At 41.1% G+C, this 21,822-nt stretch carries 6 protein-coding genes; 4 read left to right on the top strand and 2 right to left on the bottom strand.

What is annotated here, in order from left to right; translation table 11 throughout:
• The first annotated feature begins 1 nt into the window (after position 1).
• The 4 genes from IPP32_03505 (at position 2) to IPP32_03520 (ending at position 6,588) form a co-directional block, all read left to right on the top strand.
• Complete coding sequence (locus IPP32_03505; GenBank protein MBL0047145.1) at positions 2–2,377, top strand: PKD domain-containing protein; 2,376 nt, start codon at positions 2–4, stop codon at positions 2,375–2,377.
• Between the two features lie 123 nt (positions 2,378–2,500).
• Positions 2,501–3,184 carry a methyltransferase domain-containing protein gene (locus IPP32_03510; GenBank protein MBL0047146.1) on the top strand — a complete coding sequence of 228 codons (684 nt, stop codon included), beginning with the start codon at positions 2,501–2,503 and terminating at the stop codon, positions 3,182–3,184.
• Between the two features lie 11 nt (positions 3,185–3,195).
• Positions 3,196–4,134, top strand: a complete 939-nt coding sequence (locus tag IPP32_03515; GenBank protein MBL0047147.1) for a T9SS type A sorting domain-containing protein — start codon at positions 3,196–3,198, stop codon at positions 4,132–4,134.
• 33 nt (positions 4,135–4,167) lie between these two features.
• Positions 4,168–6,588: a PKD domain-containing protein gene (locus IPP32_03520; protein ID MBL0047148.1), complete on the top strand. Its 2,421-nt coding sequence runs from the start codon at positions 4,168–4,170 to the stop codon at positions 6,586–6,588.
• A 6-nt stretch (positions 6,589–6,594) separates the two neighbouring features.
• Here the strand turns inward: IPP32_03520 and IPP32_03525 are convergent, their stop codons facing one another.
• Positions 6,595–8,511: a tetratricopeptide repeat protein gene (locus tag IPP32_03525; protein MBL0047149.1), complete on the bottom strand. Its 1,917-nt coding sequence runs from the start codon at positions 8,509–8,511 to the stop codon at positions 6,595–6,597.
• A 230-nt stretch (positions 8,512–8,741) separates the two neighbouring features.
• On the bottom strand, positions 8,742–21,650 hold the full coding sequence (locus IPP32_03530; protein MBL0047150.1) for a T9SS type A sorting domain-containing protein: 12,909 nt from the start codon (positions 21,648–21,650) through the stop codon (positions 8,742–8,744).
• Positions 21,651–21,822 lie beyond the last annotated feature (172 nt).

Genomic DNA, 21,822 nt, shown 5'->3' on the forward strand with positions numbered 1-21,822 from the left:
TATGAAGATAAAACTGTTGGCTTTATTTATTTTTAGCGTATTCATTACACAGGCACAAAAGGCTGTTAAAAAACCTGCACCACAAGTGTTTACCAATCGTTTCATGGTAGTGCCTGTTAATATTAATACTGACCAATCCGAATTCTCCCCATTTTACAGCTCAAATAAACTCTATTTTGTTAGTACGCTAAGCGAAAAAATGGCGGTTGCGTATACATCAAACAGCCTTAACACCACCGATATTTTTGAATGTACTAAAGTTGATTCTCTTAGTTTTTCTAAACCCAAAAGCATTTCCGAAATTAACTCTACCATGGACGATGGCCCGGCAATGCTAAATTCGACGGGTAATTATATGGTTTTTTCAGCAAGTAATTCCAAAGGGAAGCTCCAACTCTATTATTCGACTTTTGAAGCCGGTAAATGGAATAAACCGATACAACATCCGGTTAGCCGAAACTCAAACTCCTATTGTCATCCCTTTTTAACAAACAACGGGAACACCTTGTTTTTTTGTTGCGATAAAGATGGCGGATATGGCGGAATGGATATTTACTATTCAAATTTCGAAAACTTAAATTGGTCGAACCCCGTTAATCTTGGGCCAAAAGTAAATAGCTCAGCAAATGAAATTTTTCCATACATAAATGTAGATAATCAACTTTATTTTTCTTCTAAAAGGAGCGGCGGTATGGGTGATTTGGACATCTATTCATTTAATATAAATGATTCACTTAATGCTGTTTCTTCCCTATTACCTGCCCCAATTAACTCTGTCGCGGATGATTTTGGAATTTGTTTCGATGGCGGCACATCCAATGGCTACTTCTCATCCAACCGAAATCCGAAAGAAGGAGACAACATCTACTATTTTTCAAAAATTATCCCTGATTTTAATTTGTGCCTGCCTGTGAAGAAAAGCAGTTGTTTTACTTTTATGAAAGATACATATTCTTTATCTGATGGGGCAACCGACACGGAGTATGAGTGGGACTTCGGCGATGGAAATAAAGCAAAAGCAAAAGCTGTAAAACACTGCTATTCCAGCCCTGGTTTCTATACTGTAAAGTTAAACGTAATTGAAAAAAGCACCGCTAAGATTGTTTATAATGAAATGGCCTACACTATAGCCGTAAGGCCTCAAGGACTGGCGATTGATATTAAGGATACCTTATTCATAAATACACCACTTGAATTTGATGCATCCAACTCTCAACTCGAAGGCTTTACTATATTGAGCTATAATTGGATTTTTAGTGACAGCTCTTTTGCGAAAGGTCCAAAAACAACTCATACCTATCTCAAAAACGGAATTTATCTTGTGGAATTGGGTGTGGAAGCGCAAAATAAGTTAACAAAACAGGTTTCAAAGTTTTGTATCGATAAAAAGATATTGGTGGGTGATAAAGAATACATAGAGAAGAATTTGAGGTATTTCAAGTATGCCGAACTATTGCCCGATGCAGACTCTCTTTACTATCAAAATGAAGAAGAGGATGTTGCACTAAATACCATCAAAAAATCAAAAACCTTTCGATACACCAACCTCAGTGCCGATGCATTTAAATTAACCGGCGAAGAGGATGGAGATGTTATACTTAGCGAGAAAGAACGAATGCTTCTTACGCATAAATTTGAGCTCTTGGGTGCGGATGGAAAATCCTTAGATACCATGGAGGAAAATGAAACAACGTTACGGTCAAAAAATAGACTCCTGCGACTTAAGAACGCAGGTCTACCTCCTATTGTTGACACCCTCTACATTCCCAAAGAAAACGATGAAACCACTTATCGGGTAAATTTAGGCTGGAGCGATTCCCGGGTGGATAAAAACTCGAGTGTGTTTGAGGGAATTAAAAAACTCGAAGAAACTTCTGAAGGAAACAGATATCGTTATACCTCCGGTAATGAGAAAACCTTTGCTGCCGTTATTCCCTATTATGAGAATGCAAAACAAAAAGGCTTCAAAGACGCAGCTGTCGTTGGTTTTTTAAAAGAAAACATTGCAAAAGGTCAAGCTAAAAACTTACATGCAATTCTATTTGATTCCGCCTCCGTAGAAAGTCAGGCAGTAAAAGTATATTTCAAATACAATGTTGCCTCTTATGATAAAAAATACAATCAGCAATTAGACTCATTGGTATCAAAATCATCGAATAAAGAAAATCGCAAAATATTGCTTATAACACATTTTGATGGCCTTGGAGGGGAGGCATATAACTTGAACTTAAATACGCAGCGAACCAATAACATGATAAACTACCTAGTTGCAAAAGGTATTAGAAAATCACAAATAAAAACAGAATTCATTATTCATCCTACCGAAAAACTTGAACCCGACTTACTTCGAAGAATCGAGGTTTTTTTGATTAATTAAAGCAGCTATTAATTTGCACTCATGATGCCGTAACGGTATTCGACCCAAATTAATTTCTATTTTTGCTTTCTATACTTAACGCTTAAGGCTTTAATTGCCTAAACTCTTTTTTGAAAAACAATTATGGACAATGATTTAATCCGCGGCATTAACACCGTAAACGACTTGCTAAAACTTAATGCGAAACAATACTGTGATTTAGGTCCGGGGAACAACGGTTATATTTCTCTCGCACTCAAGGAAAACAATAAGAATGTGATTGCCCTTGATGCTCCTTGGGATTCAGTAAGAGGCGTGGAATGGGCCGATAAAGCAAATATAAAATTCTATTTTTCAGAGTTTTTTACGCAAGGGCTTGATTGCATTGAAGAACCCGTTGATTGCTTTATTTTAGCACATTCCATTGCACATTTCAGACACCCGCCTCAAATATTATTCGAAAACATTTACAAAAAACTGCCCCCTGGAGGCTATTTCTATTTGAGTACCGTGAATGTTTCTTCGCTTCAAAATGTGATGAGCCTTTTCAGAGGACAATCAATCACCGGAAAGGTCAACAAAAAAACAGATCCAGGTTTTGCGGATGTTGCAAAGTCATGGAATACCTCCGGAAAACACTTGATTTGGGACGACTGGATGCATGTTAAGGAATATACCATCCCTGAATTAACCGAAATGCTAAAAAGCGAAAATTTTAAAATCGAGGAAACAAAATACCGCAATAATTTTCGTCACTGGAAACAGGATCTAATTACAAAAATATATCCGCACCTATCTGAGGAAATAATTGTGATTGCACAAAAATAAGAGAACACCCGATGCTCAAAAATTTACACCAGTTGGCATTTTTACTCCTGATGCAGTTTATACTTTCGCTGCAATTGGTTGCGCAGCCTAACCTTGTTCCGAACCCAAGTTTCGAAAGTAATTCCGGTTGTCCGGCGTCCTTTACGAATGCCTTTTCTGTGGTTAACACCTGGGTAAACAGTGGAAACACACCGGATTATTTTCATCCTTGTAGCGCTTCTTTTGGTGTGCCAACAAATTACTTTGGAGCACAACCGGCTCATAGCGATTCTGCTTATGCCGGTATTGGAGTATATGCTTCCTCAATTACTAATTTCAGAGAATACATTAGTGTTCAACTGACTCAACCGCTGGTTGCTGGCCACTCTTATCATTTAAGTTTTTTTGTTAGCTTGTATGATAATTGTCAAGAGGCAAGTAATTACCTCGGTGCTTTAGTTTCGTCGCAGGCCAGCCTCAATCAAAACGATTTTTTTATTGCCACTCCTCAACTTGAATCCGCAGCGGTTATTAGCGATAAAAACAATTGGGTGCAACTTAGTGGTAACTTCATTGCGCAAGGCGGAGAGGCATATCTTTATTTAGGTTGCTTTAAACCCGATGCTCAGCTTAGTGTTGTTACTACCGGAGCCGGTTCCCTTTCCTCGATTGCTTATTATGTTGATGATGTTAGCTTAAGCGACAACAGTGGTCTTAGTGTTTCAAGCTATTCACCATCAGTTCTTCAACTTTTCCCCAATCCGGCCGATGATTTCATAAGTATTTTAGACTTCCCGAATTTACAATCACTTAATTTATATAACAGCGCCGGTGAGCCGGTTTTAAATCCCTTAATTCCTTCTCAAACAACTAAATTTTCTACCCTAGGTCTAGCGAACGGGCTTTACTTTTTGACCTGTCGGACAGATGAAATGGTTTATTCAACAAAAATCATTATACAGCACAAGTAAGTTGCCCTCAAGCCGCATTTACAACTCTCGAAAATGAAAAAGAACCTGTTTTTCCTTGTCTTAATAATTGCCCTTTCTTTAGCTGGTTTTAGCCAAAACTGTTTAACCCCGGGTAATTTACTAAGTGGGAAAGGTACAACCCAGTTTATGAAATACATGAGTCCTAACCGTATCGTTGTTGGGGGCGTTTATTATACCGCAAGTCAAGGAAATATGACCATGCCTCCATTCACCTTAACGCCTCGAAGTGGTGACCTGCTTACCGTTTTTGCAGCAGTGCTCGATAGTAACCTTAGTCCAATACATGTGTTTAATGTAATTGGCTTTAGCGAAACTGGTGGAGCTTTTAACGATACACGGGTTTGGGACATGCATGCCGATGCAAGCGGAAATATTTACTTCTGCGGAAGCTATACACAAGACACACTCCTCTCCTATTTTAACGATACCATCATCAGCGATTCCTATCAGGAAGCATTTATAATCCGTTGCGATACGCTTGGAAACACCAACCTTTTAAAATCATGTGGCACACGTCAATGGAACACCAACTATAAGTTTGAAGACAGGGCTCAATCCATTTGTAGCGATATTCAAGGAAACATTATTTTTACCGTTTCCGGTGAAGGATCCTATTTGCAAATGAATAACGACACTGCCAATAGCACAACCTCGTTCTCGAGTGTAAGTTATTCGGATATTTTTATTGTTAGCCTATATCCTAATGGCAATACACGTTGGATTAGAAACTGCGGTACCGCAGGCAAAGACGATGCTGCTTATGATGTTGACGTAAACGCAAAGGGCGAGGTCTCCGTTTGCGGCGGTTTAAATGGCAGCAATTCAGTTTTTCACTTCGGTCAACTTGTACATACTTTTAAATACAGCCAATACGGTTTGCAGGGATTTGTGGGCAAACTCGATTCAAGCGGCGTGCCGGTATGGCTTTCACCAATTGAGGTGTACTATCCTTCCGGGCCCGATGTGGGCGCTTATGCCACCGCAATTGATGATTCGGGCTATGTTTATTCCAGCGGATATTTTGACGCTTGGGCTATTTTTAATGGCGACACCATTCGTTCGCTTTTTTCAACAAACAATTATTTCTCTAAATACAACCTGAATGGACAAACTGAATTTGTGAAGCTTGGCAATATTGACACATTTTACCCCTACCCTATTTACATGGACGAAAACCAGGGTAAATTTCTCATAACCGGTCAAACCTTCACCAATCAACTTACATTTCAGCAATATGGGCAATGTTGCTCTATGGAGGCTTATGCTGTGGTTTATGATAAACACGGTACCGTTCAATGGCTGCGCGGTGCTAAATCCGTTAACTCATCAAACCCTTATTTTGGAATGGGTTGCCTGAACGAAAACGGAACAGCTTATGTGTGTGGTACAGGAAGTGGTGGAACCGTCGAAATTGCACCGTTGCAAATTCCAATTAATGCCAACAATCAATACTTTGTCGTAAAGTTCTCTTCAGCTTCGAGCAATGGCTTGTCCATCAGCATAACCAATTCCGGCAACGATACTATTACATGCGGAACCAGTACTTTTTTAACACCATCATTAGTCCCATCAAATGGCCCAAGAATTACTTGGTGGGCCGATTTTGATTCCATTGCAAGTCCCAATTTTACTGTTAACCTCAACGCCAGTCCTAAAATGAACAGCTTATACATAGCCACCGCTTTTTACAACGGTTGCGTGGCAAGCGATTCTATCCGAATTGTTGTAGATGCGCTGCCTGCATTTGCCGGAAACGATACCTGTATTTGTTCGGGACAGCCTTTAACCCTTAACGGGAATGTGCTTTTTGGCGCAAGCTATCAATGGATTCCTGCAAATGTTGTTAGCAGTGCAAACACTGCACAAAGCACTTATAGTTCAAACCAAAGTTCTGTTTTACAATATAAAGTAAGCAAATCCGGCTGTAGCTCAATCGATACATTAGCGGTGGTTGTTAGCCCCTTGCCGCTTGCAGCTTATAGTTATTCATCAACGCTTTTAAATCTTACATTTCTAAGTTCCTCCCTATATGCCGATAGCGTTTCTTGGAGTTTTGGCGACCAGAGCGCTCCCTCAAATCTCCTAAACCCTACTCATACCTATCTTCAAAACGGACTGTATAATGTATGTTTGCACGCCTTTAACTCTTGCGGACAAGACAGCCTCTGCCAAATTGTTAATCTTTCAAATGTTGGAATTGCTGAATTAGTTGCCGAGCAGTCTTTACGTCGCACACAAAATGGGTATACAGTAATTAAAGCAGGGTCTTTAGGAAGTTTTGCTTTGTTGGATATTAGTGGACGTGTGCTGATAAATGGCTATGAAGCAAGCTCAGAGTTGAATCTTAATTTAACTTCTTTTGTACAGGGGTGCTATTTGCTTAAACTTAAAAGCGATGACGAACATATTACGCTTCACAAACTTCTATGGTAGCCTGTTCTAAGCTATTTCTCCATTCACAAAGTACATATCTATTTCGCCTTTGTTCTTGGCTTTTATTTTTCCGCGGTGTTCGCAGGTAAATCTGTTTTTGATGAGCTCATAAGTTGCTCCCGAAACATTTACCCTTCCTGTTTCTCCGCTGCTCTCCATCCGTGAAGCCGTGTTTACGGTGTCGCCCCAAATATCGTAGGCAAACTTTTTAATTCCAACAATTCCGGCAACAACCGGTCCCGTATGAATCCCTAGGCGCAATTCAAAAAAAGGCTGACCCTTCGCAAGCCTTTCCTGTTTATTGTTTTCAATAAATTGAACCATTTCCAGTCCTGCTTTCACAACATCAATTGGGTGTGTAGTATTGGCAACAGGTAAGCCTCCCGCACACATGTAAGCATCTCCAATTGTTTTTATTTTTTCGATGCCATACTTTGTAACTATCCTATCAAAAGCGCTATAGCAGTAATTTATTTCCTGAACCAAATCTTCTGCACTCAGCAATTCGCTTGCACGGGTAAAGTTTTTGAAATCCGTGAACAAAACCGTTACATGCTCGAAGCTTTTCGCTTTTGCCGCACCGGTGGCTTTTAATTCTTCCGCTGTTTCCGACGGAAGAATGTTTAGCAGCAACTCTTCACTGCGTTGCTTTTCCTTGGAGATTCTGTTTCGTTGTCGTAAAAATACCGCTGCAAACAAAAGCACGACAGCAAACCCTCCAATAAAGCCATTTCGAACAATTTTTTGTCGCTTAATTTCCTGCTCCTTTATCTCCTTGTCTTTTGTAAGCAGGTTAATTTCTCCTTCCTTTTTTTGGATGTCGAAACCAAATTGAAGTGTTCCTAACTTCTTGTCCACATCAATGTTGTAGATGGTATCCTTAATGCCTATCAGCATGTTTTGATATTTGAATGCTTTACTAAAATCCGACAGTTCAGCATAAATGCTTGAAAGCCCTTCATAAATTTCTTTTAGCCTTAGTGCCGCTCCAATTTCCTTTGCTGTTCCTTCTGCTTCTAAATAAGCTTCTAGTGCTTGTTGCGAATCGCCTCTTTTTTCATGACTTTGTGCAAGTCCAATTAAAGCAATGGTTATATCATTTTTTGATTCGAGCTTTTTGGCTGTTTCATAGGCTTGCTTTTGATAGTTAATTGCCTTTTCATAGTCGCCCTTTTTTGCATACACCTTGCCTATTGCATTTAAAGAATAGGGTATGTTGGGTGAGCCCTCGTAAGCCTTCAGCGACTTTTCAAAATAATACAACGCGGAATCATCCTTGTTTTTTTCCAAACAAATTTCACCCAAGTTAACAGATACTGTACCGATGGCATCATTATCACCAAGCTTTTCACTTAAGGGCAGTGCCCGTAAATAATACTCACTTGCTTTATCGTGTGTGGCAGGTTTATCATAGTATACCGCGCCAATATTAATACAGAGTGTGGTTATCCTTAATGTATCTGAAATTTCTTCAGCAATTTTTAAGCCTTTTAAATAAAGTTCCAAGGCTTTTGTATTATCTCCCTGATCAAAATACATTACTCCTATATTGCTGAGAATATTAGCTACTCCCACCTTATCATTCATCGATTGAAACACTTTTTCGGATTGCTGCCAATAATCAAGCGTTTCAATATATTTCCCCTGCATGTAATATGCGATACCAATGTTTTTTAAAGCATAAGCCACCCCCTTAGGAAAGTTAATTTTTTCAGAAAGAACACGCGCCTCTGTTGCAATTTTAATTGCCAAATTGGGATCGGTGCCAAAATATTTTTTACTCAGCAAAATTTGCGTGTTAACCTTGTTGCTGTCGTCCTTTGCTTGACCAACAGCTCGTTTAAGGCTATCCGTGACATTATCTTGAGCATAAAGTGCAAGCGAAATGAAGGTAAAAAGCAGTAGGAAAATTCTTTTTTTCACTTGGGATTAAATAATATTTGTGTGTGAAAATACAAATTCTTTTGTGGGATTTTATAACAAGCTTTAATCTTGAAAAAGCTGACAAAAAAACAAGAGGTATAAATGTATCTTAGGTTCAAATCTTTGCACCTAAGAGGTAATGATTTTTGAGTAGTCCGATGGCGAGTGTTCAAAACAAAAGAGGCCGCCTTTTTTAAGACAGCCTCTTTTGTTTGTTGTGGAAAGATATTCTACTCTTTCAAAATCTTAATCTTCTTGGTTTCCATACCATAGCTTTCTACAATTAAGAAATAAATGCCTGCTGGTATAGCACTTAAGTCAAGTTCCCTAACATTGTTTCCTTCAATTGAAGTAAGTATTTCACTTACCTGCAATTTACCAACAACGTCAAATAAGCGAAGCGTATAAATTTCACTCGTTTCCGCTGTAAATGCGAGCGTTAACTTATCGTTAACCGGATTAGGATAGCTTGCAAACTCAATCAATTTAGTAGGCTCTGGAGATGAGGGAAGAATTGCCTCGCGACAGTTCAACCCAACCGATATGGTATACGTTACCGCAACAGAAGAGGCACATGAGTTTTTAGCTTTTGCAGTTAATGTAACTGTAGATGCTGTTACGCCTGTAAACTTAAGCTTTATAGTAGTTCCTGTGGTTACTGTTGTAATTACTGCACCATTCGTCACAGACCAAAAATAAGAACTTGCCCCGGAAACTGCTGCTATTGAATAGCTTACGCCTGATTGTGATTTGCAAACAGAACTTGGTCCTGAAATCGCAATTGGTTGTGTGGGTGCAGCACTTATTGCCAAACTGCTTGCAACACTTGAGCCGCAAGAATTACTTGTTTTAACAGTAATATTCCCTGTTCCTTTAAAGCTGCTTCCAAAATTTACCTTAATCGCATTTCCGGTGTTGCTCACAATACTTACTCCGCTTGGAACAGTCCAAGTGTAGGAGGCTCCCGCAACAGCAGCAACTGAATAAGTTTTTCCTGTTTTACCACAAAGGTTAAATATGTCTCCAGTAATAGGTCCCGGTGCATTTGGTTTCGATTGTACGGCAAAACTAGCCGTTGGGCTTACACCACAGGTGTTATTGGCATATACAGTTACAAAGCCCGATACAAAGCCCGATGGAAAGGTAATATCCACTTCATACTCTCCTCCAATTGGCTCCTTACCAACAACTGTAAGCGGATTACCACTGTGTCCCATACGGTCATTAATAACACAACCTGCAGGAGCCGACCAAGTGTATGATAGCGCGGCCGTTTTACCATCAATTTCGTAATCATAAGTTCCTCCGCCACAAACTCCAATTGCCTTGTTATCATTACCACTATTGGTAACAAACACCGGAGCTGTTGTTAACGCCGAATACACATTTAACGAAGTTGTTCCGCTGGTTCCATAGCAGTTCACAGACTTAACATTAATTGTTCCACTGGTGAATCCTGCTGAAGCACTAACTGTAATCGATGTTGTTCCTTGGCCTGATAGAATAGATAAGCCAGTTCCGGTTAGGGACCAAGTATAACTTGATACCTTAGGCATCGCCGCTATTGAATAAACAACGGTCGTAGCTTGGCAAATGTTAGTTGCTCCAAAAATCGCCAACGGTTTGGAAGGTGCTGCCGTTAATTTAGCAGCAGATCGGCTTATTGATGCACTAGAGCCACAATTGTTATTTGCTTTCACGCTTATGTTACCTGTGTTATATGTGCTGCTAAACGACACACTAATCGAAGCGCCTATTGAGCTTCCGGTTGCTCCGCTTGGTAATGTCCAGGTGTAAGAAGTTGCGCCTACAACTGGTAACACACTAAACACAACTCCTGTTTGATTTCTGCACACCCCATCAGGTCCAAGAATTGAAGCAGGAGCCATTGGCGAAGTACCAGACGATCCCACTGTAGTTGATGCAGTTGCCACACACCCTTTCGAATCTTTAATCGTAACTGTATATACACCAGCTCCCAATCCACTTGCGGTTTGAGTTGTTTGGCCACCTGGAGCCCAGGTAAAGCTATATCCCGCTGTTCCTCCCGATGGGATTACTGTTGCTGTTCCTGTATTTCCACTACATCCTGTGGGTGTAGCGCTAGCAAGTCCTGTTACTGCTGTTGGTACTTGTATTGTTGCAGAAGCTTCTGCCGAACATCCGTTCCCATCGGTTACAAGATAAGAATACGTTCCGGCACCTAAATTTGTTGTAGCTGCAGATCCAAAGGTATAGGACCCACTACCTCCTGCGGCATTTAATGTTACACTACCTTTTTGTCCATAGCATGCTGGTTGATTGGCCATGGCGGTTAACACCAACTTTGAAGGTGCGACATTAATAATTGAAGTGGTTAATGCAACGCAACCATTTCCATCCGTCACTGAATAATTATATGTACCTGCCATTAAATTACTTGTAGGCTCAGCACCATAAGACATTATGCCTGTTCCGCCACTAACCGATAAACTTACGCTTCCGGTCTGTCCAAAACACAATGGCTGTGTGGCTGTTGCTGATAAGATTAACAAGGAAGGAGCTGCATCAATAACGGCCGAAGCATTTGCCGTACATCCGTTTTCATCTATAACTGAATAATTATATGTTCCGGCCGATAAATTACTTGTTGGAGTTGAACCATAGGTCATTGCTCCTGATCCGCCGCTTACCGATAAACTTACGCTTCCGGTCTGTCCAAAACACAATGGCTGTGTGGCTGTTGCTGATAAGCTTAACAAGGAAGGGGCTGCATCAATTATCGCCGAAGCATTTGCTGTACATCCGTTTTCATCTATAACCGAATAATTATAGGTTCCGGCCGATAAATTACTTGTTGCTGTTGAACCATAGGTCATTGCTCCCGTTCCGCCGCTTACCGATAAACTTACGCTTCCGGTCTGTCCAAAACACAATGGCTGTGTGGCTGTTGCTGATAAGATTAACAAGGAAGGAGCTGCATCAATAACGGCCGAAGCATTTGCCGTACATCCGTTTTCATCTATAACCGAATAATTATATGTTCCGGCCGATAAATTACTTGTTGGAGTTGAACCATAGGTCATTGCTCCCGATCCGCCGCTTACCGATAAACTTACGCTTCCTGTTTGTCCAAAGCACAAAGGCTGTGTAGCGGTTGCTGATAAGGTTAATAAGGAAGGAGCTCCATCAATAACGGCCGAAGCATTTGCTGTACATCCGTTTTCATCTGTTACCGAATAATTATAGGTTCCGGCCGATAAATTACTTGTTGGAGTTGAACCATAGGTCATTGCTCCCGTTCCGCCGCTTACCGATAAACTTACGCTTCCGGTCTGTCCAAAGCACAATGGCTGTGTAGCGGTTGCTGATAAGGTTAATAAGGAAGGAGCTCCATCAATAACGGCCGAAGCATTTGCTGTACATCCGTTTTCATCTGTTACCGAATAATTATAGGTTCCGGCCGATAAATTACTTGTTGGAGTTGAACCATAGGTCATTGCTCCCGTTCCGCCGCTTACCGATAAACTTACGCTTCCGGTCTGTCCAAAGCACAATGGCTGTGTGGCTGTTGCTGATAAGATTAACAAGGAAGGAGCTGCATCAATTACTGCCGAAGCATTTGCTGTACATCCGTTTTCATCTATAGCCGAATAATTATAGGTTCCGGCTGTTAAATTACTTGTTGGTGTTGAACCATAGGTCATTGCTCCTGTTCCGCCGCTTACTGTTAAACTTACGCTTCCGGTCTGTCCAAAGCACAATGGCTGTGTGGCTGTTGCTGATAAGGTTAACAAGGAAGGAGCTGCATCAATTACTGCCGAAGCATTTGCTGTACATCCGTTTTCATCTATAACCGAATAATTATAGGTTCCGGCTGATAAATTACTTGTTGGAGTTGAACCATAGGTCATTGCTCCTGTTCCGCCGCTTACTGATAAACTAACGCTTCCGGCTATACCTGAACACGATGGCTGTGTGGCTGTTGCTGTTAAGGTCAACAAGGAAGGAGCTGCATCAATTACTGCCGAAGCATTTGCTGTACATCCGTTTTCATCTATAACCGAATAATTGTAGGTTCCGGCTGATAAATTACTTGTTGGAGTTGAACCATAGGTCAGTACTCCTGTTCCGCCGCTTACTGATAAACTAACGCTTCCGGCTATACCTGAACACGATGGCTGTGTGGCTGTTGCTGTTAAGGTCAACAAGGAAGGAGCTGCATCAATTACTGCCGAAGCATTTGCTGAACATCCGTTTTCATCTGTTACCGAATAATTGTATGTTCCGGCTGTTAAATTACTTGTTGGAGTTGATCCATAGGTCATTGCTCCTGTTCCGCCGCTAACCGATAAACTTACACTTCCGGTCTGTCCAAAGCACAATGGCTGTGTGGCTGTTGCTGATAAGGTTAACAAGGAAGGTGCTGCATCAATTACTGCCGAAGCATTGGCGGTACATCCGTTTTCATCTGTTACCGAATAATTATATGTACCTGCAGTTAAATTACTTGTTGGGGTTGAACCATAGGTCATTGATCCAGTTCCGCCACTAACTGATAAATTAACGCTTCCGGTCTGTCCAAAGCACAATGGCTGTGTGGCTGTTGCTGATAAGGTTAACAAGGAAGGTGCTGCATCAATTACTGCCGAAGCATTGGCGGTACATCCGTTTTCATCTGTTACCGAATAATTATACGTACCTGCAGTTAAATTACTTGTTGGCTCAGCACCATAAGACATTACGCCTGTTCCGCCGCTTACTGATAAACTAACGCTTCCGGTCTGTCCAAAACACAGTGGTTGAGTGGCGACAGCTGATAGTATTAATTCAAGCGGCTGAGTAAATGTTCCATTCAAATAATTAACCGTATAGTTAGACAGTTGAATTAGTTGAATTCCGCTTGGTTCAATTTGAAACGTTCCACCAACAGGTGTTCCCACCACTGCTTGATTTGAATTGTCGAGAATAGTGTGTATTGGCCCACTTGCAATTACATTTTCTGTGGAATCACTGTATTTAAACCCACTTATGTTTGATGTCAATGTTGGCAAAGTATTACATAATGGACTTAAATCATTCGCCTGAACATTCAATGGCGCCGGCAAAATTGTCAAATTACCTAGTGCATAACTTACGTCAAAGTTATCAGAAGGCAATGCCCCCGGAACAATAGAGTTAAGCCCTGCAGTAATTCCGGTAATTAAATTAATGGAGTAAAACTGCACAAGTGAGTCACCAGCCGGAGCATTAACATCATCTTCATCAATAATTACAACCACTTCATCGTTGGTTCCATCCGCAAGCGTAGAGCTATTCACCAATCCCTTTCCGTTCACAAGTCCTTTTGCATTCACCAAACCCTTTCCATTCACTAAGCCCTTTCCGTTCACCAATCCTTTCGCATTCACTAAACCTCTGCCATTGGTTTGTGGAGTAGCACTTACCAACACCGTGGTATCCGGATTAATTTGATAGTTGAATATTGATGCTAATGCTATTTCAACAATATTGGTAGTGTCATAGGTTTGAACACCATTAACCAAACCTTTTGCATTCACTAATCCTTTAGCATTTACCAAGCCCCTTCCACTCACCATATAGGTTTGGCCGGAAATATCTGCATTTACCAATCCTCTGCCATTAACCAACCCTTTCCCATTAACCAATGCAATTCCATCCTCTACTAAAAAGTCTTTGTGGTCTGCTTTAATGGAATCTAAAAACGCTCCTCGGTCTGCTAAAGCTATATTCGTTTGGTCGTAAACATAGTTGAACTTAATGCCTGTTATTTTGTCTCCATAAGTAAGCGTGGTATCTCTTGGGGTAATTACCAAAGGCATTTTCTCTATCGATAACAATCCATCCACAAACTCATATTCATACGTTTGAGATCTTGCTAAATCCGCTGGGTCCGAAAGATTAAACGTATTCATTGCTGGACGTATAAAATAAATACCTACAATGCTTTGATTAACTGCTGAGCTGCTATAATTTAGTGTGCTAAGTCCCAAATCTTGAAGTGTAAGACCAGAACCCGCAAGTGGTGCGCCCTCAACAGTAACTGTTGAACTAAAAGTTGGCAATTGTTCCCCATATTTTTTGTTCTTATTATCAGCGGTAACCTTCACCTTTATCTTGTAATTGTTGAAGAAATACAAGGTGTCGGAGTTCCCTCCATCGTTCCCACTTGGAGTAATCGGAGGGTTATTTACCCAAACCGGTGGATTTCCACTAAAGCTAGGCAAATCAACTGTAATTTGTGAAGCACTTACATAGTTGGATGCAATAACAGCCCCATTAAAATAAACCTGTGATTGATGCGTTAAATAAAGTCCCGAAATGGTTACTGTCATCGGAACTGAACCTGCCGTTATTAAAGGATCCGGTAAGTCTAAGCTGTTAATAACAGGAGTTGGGGTGGCAAAAGATTGCAATGCCGAGTCTGCCTGAATAAAGCCAAATCCGGTACTAAAATCAAAGCCTCCTGCATCCATGTCCTGTGCTGTACTTTGCAAAATACTTCGAACATCTGCGGGGCTTAATTGTGTATTGTTAAAAAATTTCCTCTTTCCCTGTATCAACAAGGCTGCAACCGCTGCTGCGTGTGGTGCTGCTGCTGATGTTCCAAAAAAGTTTGGAAAGGCATCCCCGTCAATATTTACGCCACCCATATTTACTGTAGTGTTCACACCATTCGGTGCTGTAAAATCAGGTTTGTTTCGTGTAACACCATAAACTGCAGTTCCTCCTATTGATGAAAAGGATGCAATGGTTGGTGGATTTACTCCGTATGCTGGTGTATTGCTATAAAGCACAGCACCTACTGTCATTGCGCCTTCTGAATTGGCTTGGCCTACAATCGTTGAGGTTCCAACCGGATATTCTTCAAATGTCCCCTCACCTCTAAATAAAATGTATTTAAACCTTACATTATCTGTTCCCCAAGCTCTTGTTACCATTATGTTCGCATGTCCACTTCCTGAAACAGTAAATGGCAATACCTCAATTGGATCCCCCCAATTGTTTTTTCGGTTAAACCCGAAAAGCTTATTACCTGCATCATCCACAAGGTAAATATCCAAGTCGTTTCTTGCTCCCGGAAGCTGCCCCAACGAATAAATCGAATCCTCCCACTGAAGCACAACCGTGTAACTTCCAGCAGTTAAGCTGATTCCTTGCTTGATATCTGAAGTACCGGAGCCGGCACCAAAATCGTGAGCAACACCAACAAAGCCTGCAGGTGCAGCGGTAGGTGCAAACACTCCTTCATAAGATTTGTTACCAAAATTTCCGGCAGAAGTAAAATACGAAACACCTTGAGCGGTAACATAATCCACTGCTTTAGAAACTAAACCTTCTTTAAAAAATGGTTCTGTTATATAAGTTACATCATCAACAATAATATCGCAATTGGCTTGTTGTAACTCCTTAATTCCTTCTGCAAAGTCTCCTGCACTGATAAATCCGGTTCGGAAGGCAAGACTTGCTTTGGGAGCCACATCGTGCACAATTTGAAGCATAGCTCTTCCCTCGTCGCTTTGTTTACCATACGGATAATCTAAAAGTACCTGAACGGGGCTTGTGCCGCCTGCTCCAGGCAAATCTCCATTGGAAACATCGATGGCGGCCTTACCTGTAATTGTATTATAACTATTTGAAATAACCCCTACTTTTATTCCTTGTCCGTTCACCCCAAATGCAGTTCTTGCTAAATTACTTCTTAGCGAAACATCACCATTTGTGTAAGCCAATCCGCTGCTGGTAACCGGAGGGTAATAAGGTCGAACGTAGTTCACCAAAGTGGGTATGCTGTCCAGTTTTTTCAAATTATTTATCGGATATTTTCCGGTAATGATAAATGGATTTATTCCATTATCTATGGTGTCGGTCATGCCGTATGCCGGTGATAATAACAATGCTACCAATGCATCATACTGACCGCTATTCGCAATTACCTCAATATACACACTGTCACTTTGAACAAGGAAGATGTTGTTTTTAATCGTTGCTGTATCTGTTACCGATGATGGGTTATAATAAAGCTGAGATAGTTCAGCCCCGATTTTATCATCTACTTTTCCATCTGTTGGAGGCGGGTAGTAAGGGGTAATACAAAATATATTGTTCACTAAAACCGCTGCTGCTGCAGAACATCCATTCGAATTGGTAACGGTAACACTGTAATTTCCGGCAGCACTTGCCGAAATAGTATCATTGCTCTCTCCAGAAGGCGACCAAAGTATTGTACTGTACTCATTTACAGGAGCAGAGGATGCCAACCACGAAGTTCCATTTAGCAATAAACCATCACCGTGTGCCGGATCATAACTTGTTGGCGGAGGATTTAATGATTGGTTCGAAACCACCTGATTTGGATTGTACAAACTGGAGTTTACTGTCACAGAATCAGCACCCTCATCAAACATATAATATCCAACTAGCCCATTTGAATAAAAATCAATGCTGCTATTCATTTTTGTAACTATTTCAGCTTGACTTAAAGAGTAATTCCAAACCCTTAACTCATCAATACTTCCTGCAACAGCAGCCATGCCATTAACATTGGTTCCAATTTGAAAGTCTTGTGAATTGGTTTGAAGAAAGCTGTATGTAAAGCCATCCAAAACACCATTTAAATATAGTTTCATTTCGAAGCCATTAAATGTTAACGCTACATGCATCCAAACTCCTGCTACGATTGGCGTGTTGCCATCTAAGTCTGTAAATCCGGCATTTAGATGTAGTTTACCATTTAAGATTGACAAGGTGGTATTTCCAAAGGATTGGTTGGCTGTACTTCCCCAGTTAAAAATACTTCCATCTTGAAGCGTATTTAATTTAACCCATGCTTCAACTGTCCTGGAATCATTAAACATCGGTAATAAAGGATTGTTTCCAGAAACATAATCATCCACTCCATCAAAACTTAACGCATTTCCAGCACCGTTTGGTATTGAAAGATTAATAGATGAGCCGGTGCATACATCTAATGAGCCACTTGCCAATATGGTTGGAGAGGGCAACAGTTCCTCAACAACAGTTAATTCTGCTGTTGCTGCGCAACCATTCGCATCTGTGGCTGTGTAAGAATAAACTCCCACAGAAAGATTGAGCGAATCAGAACCTGTTATAACATAACCCGGAACCCCTCCGCTTACACTCAAGGAAACATTTCCTGACCCTCCCTGACAAACAACAAGCACTGGGGGGGTAATAGATATTACAATTGGGTTTGGGCTCGAAATAATAACATTCGCGGTATTCACACTTTCGCATCCACTTGAGTCACTAACTGTCACATCATAGTTTCCTGGATATAACCCGGTAAAAACACCTGTATTGTTTTGCTCGTAAAAGTCGTTTCCTCCCAACACATAACTGTATCCGTTAGCATACGGAAGACCGCCTGTAACGTTTGATATGGTTATAATTCCACTGCTTGACTGAGCACAATTTGCATCTGTTCCCACAGCTGTAAAGCTAATTGTTGGTGGGGTGTTAACAAACACCGTAACCGAATCAATTTGTGAGCAGGCGCCTGTTGTTCCCGTAACATAATAGGTGGTGGTGCTACTTGGATTTACGGTAATAAAATCACTCGATTCATCGGTACTCCAATAATACGTTTCAGCTCCACTTGCAAATAAACCAACAAAGGAATTTCCCGAGCACGCGCTAACGTCTTGTCCTGCATCAACACCTAATGGAGATGGTTCCGAAATAACAACAGTATCCTGATAGCCATAGCAAGGTATACCGCTTTCGTACACTCCGGCAACATAAGTACCAGCACCAAGCGCGGTAAAAAACTCACTTGTACTATTAAGTGTATCGTTGTTGGGTGTGATAATAAAATAATTGAAATAGCTATTTTGGTTGATAAGGTTTGATGCAACAAGCGCTATGCTTATTGTTCCATCAGCTGCTCCATTACAAGTAATATCCGTTGAAGTGATGGGGGTATTTTGAAGTGGTTCTATTACCGTAATATTGATGCTACTAAAGCCCGTACAACCATTTGCATCAGTACCATATACACTAAATTCACTTGAAAACAATGGGTAGTTTGTTATGAATGATAAGGTTTCACCAGTACTCCATGAGTAGGTGGTGGCACCGCTAGCAGTTAAAGTAACCGGATTTCCGGTACAAACAACACTGCTGCTTGCTGATATTGCTACTGTTGGATTGGCGTTTCCGGTAATTAGCAAAGAGTCGCTAACTGAACAAAGGCCCGATGTTCCTGTAAAATAGTAATAGCCGTCGCTTCCTGATTCAATGGTTACTTCAAACGATGAACTTTCAGTGTTAAAACCATTGGGCCCTAGCCACAGTTGATTATCAAACATTAGCCCACCCAAAACACCAATCGAAATAGATGAACCATAACAAACCGTGGTAGAAGATGCCATCAAAGAAATCGGAGTATTTGTAAGGTGCAGTGAGGGGTTGGTATCGTTGCAATCTGTACTATCCAACACATAACCCACAGGGGCGGAACAAACGTTTGATACTAAAAAGGGAGCATTTATATTCCCGAATCCATCCGCATCAACATCCGCAAAATAAGTGGTATATAATGCACTGGGATTACACGATACGCCGCTGGTTACCGCACCATTAGCTGTCCAGTTTGAATTGGAACCCTCAAGCGCAAAATTTTTCAGTATCATGTTGTGGTGCGCAGATCCTGCATCAACTAAAATTGTATCACCGTTATTCGCCGCCCCAGCAATTCCTTGATTGAAATGATAACCAGCTACAAGTCCGACGGTTGTCGGATCAACTTCACAGATTAAATCATTCTGAATTTCTTGCGCACACAATGCGCGATTCCAAATTCTTACTTCATCAATAGCTCCATTCCAAACTTCCGAATTTCCATAAAATTGCGAACCTATATAAAAGTTAGCAACAGGATTGTCTAGCGTTGGACCCGGGCTTGGTATTGGGAAGCCGGCCGCTGAGGCAAGCACACCATCCAAATAAAAATAGGTATCCATCGTTGTTCTCACGAGGGTGTAATTGTGCCACGCCCCATCTGTTGGAAACTGAACACCCACATTGCCCCAAGCATCTCCTGCACGTATTTCACCGCTTCCTCCATATCCCAAATAAAACACGTGACTCTGAGATACCATTTCACGAAATTCCCCAGGCGCAACTACATTTGCTTTTGCCCAAACAGAAACCGTATATGGACTGTCATTTAATGGTATTAAATTGGGCTCACCAACAATATAATCGTCAAATCCATCAAAGTTTAAAGCCGACCCAACTTGTGCATCTGTTCCATTACAATCTTCATCAATTCCATTGTTGGGGATTTCGTTGGCGCCGGGATAAATAGACGCTATCAAATCATCGCAATCTCCCGACATCAATACATATCCCATAGGCTGGAAGCAGGCAATCGAGTCAGACAGAAATGACCCAAATCCATCGCCATCAATATCCTGAAAATAGGTTTGTAAAACGCATGGTGTGCAAGTATTCCCCTGCACGACTCCACCGACCGAAACCCAGTTGGATGTGTTGCCGCTTAAAGCAAAGTTATGCAGCACCCCAACATGAATATTTGCATTCGAATCACCAAGTCCGGTAACCGGCGAGTTATTAGATTCTCCGCCTCCTTCATTAAAATTATAATAGGCAACTAAGCCAGGCATTACACCCGGTAATTCGCAATCTTTATTTGTTAGAATTTCTGAAGGGGTACGCACCACATTCCAAACCCTTAATTCATCCATCGAACCATGAAAATATCGGTCGTTACCATTCCAGCTGCCTACATGAAACGGAACTCCTCCTGCAATCGAAACAGGGTTTAAAACAACATAAGTATCCGTTATGGTCCCATTCACATAAAATTTAATTTGAGCATTCGATTTAGAATAAGTTGCGGCTACATGGTACCAATTGTTGGGAACAAAAGAAAAAGTGGAATAATAATCAGTTGCTCCGTTAATCGCCAGTTGAAGTGATCCGCCGCCAAATTGAAAATGAACATAACCCGGTGCCCAACTATCGTGATCTAATATTGTGTTGTAAGTGTCCGGAAGTCCATTTATGGATTGAGGGAAAATCCAGGCCTCATAAGTAAACTCATCGGTTGCCGGAAACCCCGTCGCCACCGAAACATTATCATTAATTCCATCAAAATTAAGCGCTGATGCAAGTTGAGCATCGCCTCCTACACAATCGTCATCAATTCCATTCCCCGGATAGTCATATCCGCCCGGAAACACAGAGGCATTTCCATCATCGCAATCACCGAAAGTTAATACGTAGCCAGGAGGTATGGTACACAGGGTTGAAACCACAAGAGGGTTAAGTAAATTCCCAACATTGTCCCCATCCAAATCCGCATAATAAAGGGTACTTGGGGCATAATTGCAACTTGTGCCAGTAGCAACCCCTCCGGGAGCCGTCCAATTGGAGAGATTTCCGGTTAATGCAAAGTTAAAAAGCGTTCCTAGGTTTCCGTTTCCGGTAGCGTCTAAAAGCGTGTTGGCTCCTGCATTATTAGAGCCGGAAACACCTTGGTTAAAGTGATAGTTCGCCAGTAATGCGGGCGGGGTTGCGTTAATTTCACAGTTTTTATACGCGTTCACCTCTGCGGCACAAAAAGCCCTGTTCCAAAATCTAAATTCATCTAAACTGCCCTTAAAATTGGGTTCACCCGGAACATTTGAGCGCCCAATCCAATAATTGGTTAGTGCTCCCAAAGAGGCCGGATTTAGTGTCATGGAGTTATTTATGCCTTCCTGCACCCCATTTTTGTAATAAGTACAAGTTGTTCCGCTCAGTGTAATTGCAATGTGATTCCATCCAGAAAAAAACAATGGGCTTGTTCCTTCTACCGTTTGTGCTATTCCTCCATTGTTTATTGAAAAGGCAGCTTTCCCCAATCCATTATTGGTGGTAAAATGCATGTAGGTGCCTGGAATTGACCAAAAATCAAAAACGGCGACATTTGCAATTGCGGTATCGCATTTTATCCAAAACTCTAGTGTAAAATCATTGCTGCCGTTTAGCACAGGCGGTATAGTAACATAGTCATTAATGCCGTCAAACTTAAGCGCGGCGCCGGGTTGCGCTTGCGCGTTCAACGAAATTAAAAATGCAATCCCAAGCGAAAGGAGAATTTTTTTCATACTAAAATTTTAAAAAATACCTGTTATGTTTTGATTATAAAAACCGTTTTTTCTAGGAATTGTCTTTATAATATTGCCTATTACCACATGTTAAAAACATGTTGATAAATGCGGGTCATACGGAGCTCAACAAAAAAGGTTACATCCTAACAAACTAATACTATCGATGAAC

This window comes from Bacteroidota bacterium (assembly GCA_016721765.1).
In the GTDB taxonomy this organism is placed as follows: domain Bacteria; phylum Bacteroidota; class Bacteroidia; order UBA4408; family UBA4408; genus UBA4408.

Bases quoted from the DNA above. Each gene is read 5' to 3' on its own strand.
- IPP32_03505 (MBL0047145.1), top strand. From the start codon at position 2: ATGAAGATAAAACTGTTGGCTTTATTTATTTTTAGCGTATTCATTACA.
- IPP32_03510 (MBL0047146.1), top strand. From the start codon at position 2,501: ATGGACAATGATTTAATCCGCGGCATTAACACCGTAAACGACTTGCTA.
- IPP32_03515 (MBL0047147.1), top strand. From the start codon at position 3,196: ATGCTCAAAAATTTACACCAGTTGGCATTTTTACTCCTGATGCAGTTT.
- IPP32_03520 (MBL0047148.1), top strand. From the start codon at position 4,168: ATGAAAAAGAACCTGTTTTTCCTTGTCTTAATAATTGCCCTTTCTTTA.
- IPP32_03530 (MBL0047150.1), bottom strand. From the start codon at position 21,650: ATGAAAAAAATTCTCCTTTCGCTTGGGATTGCATTTTTAATTTCGTTG.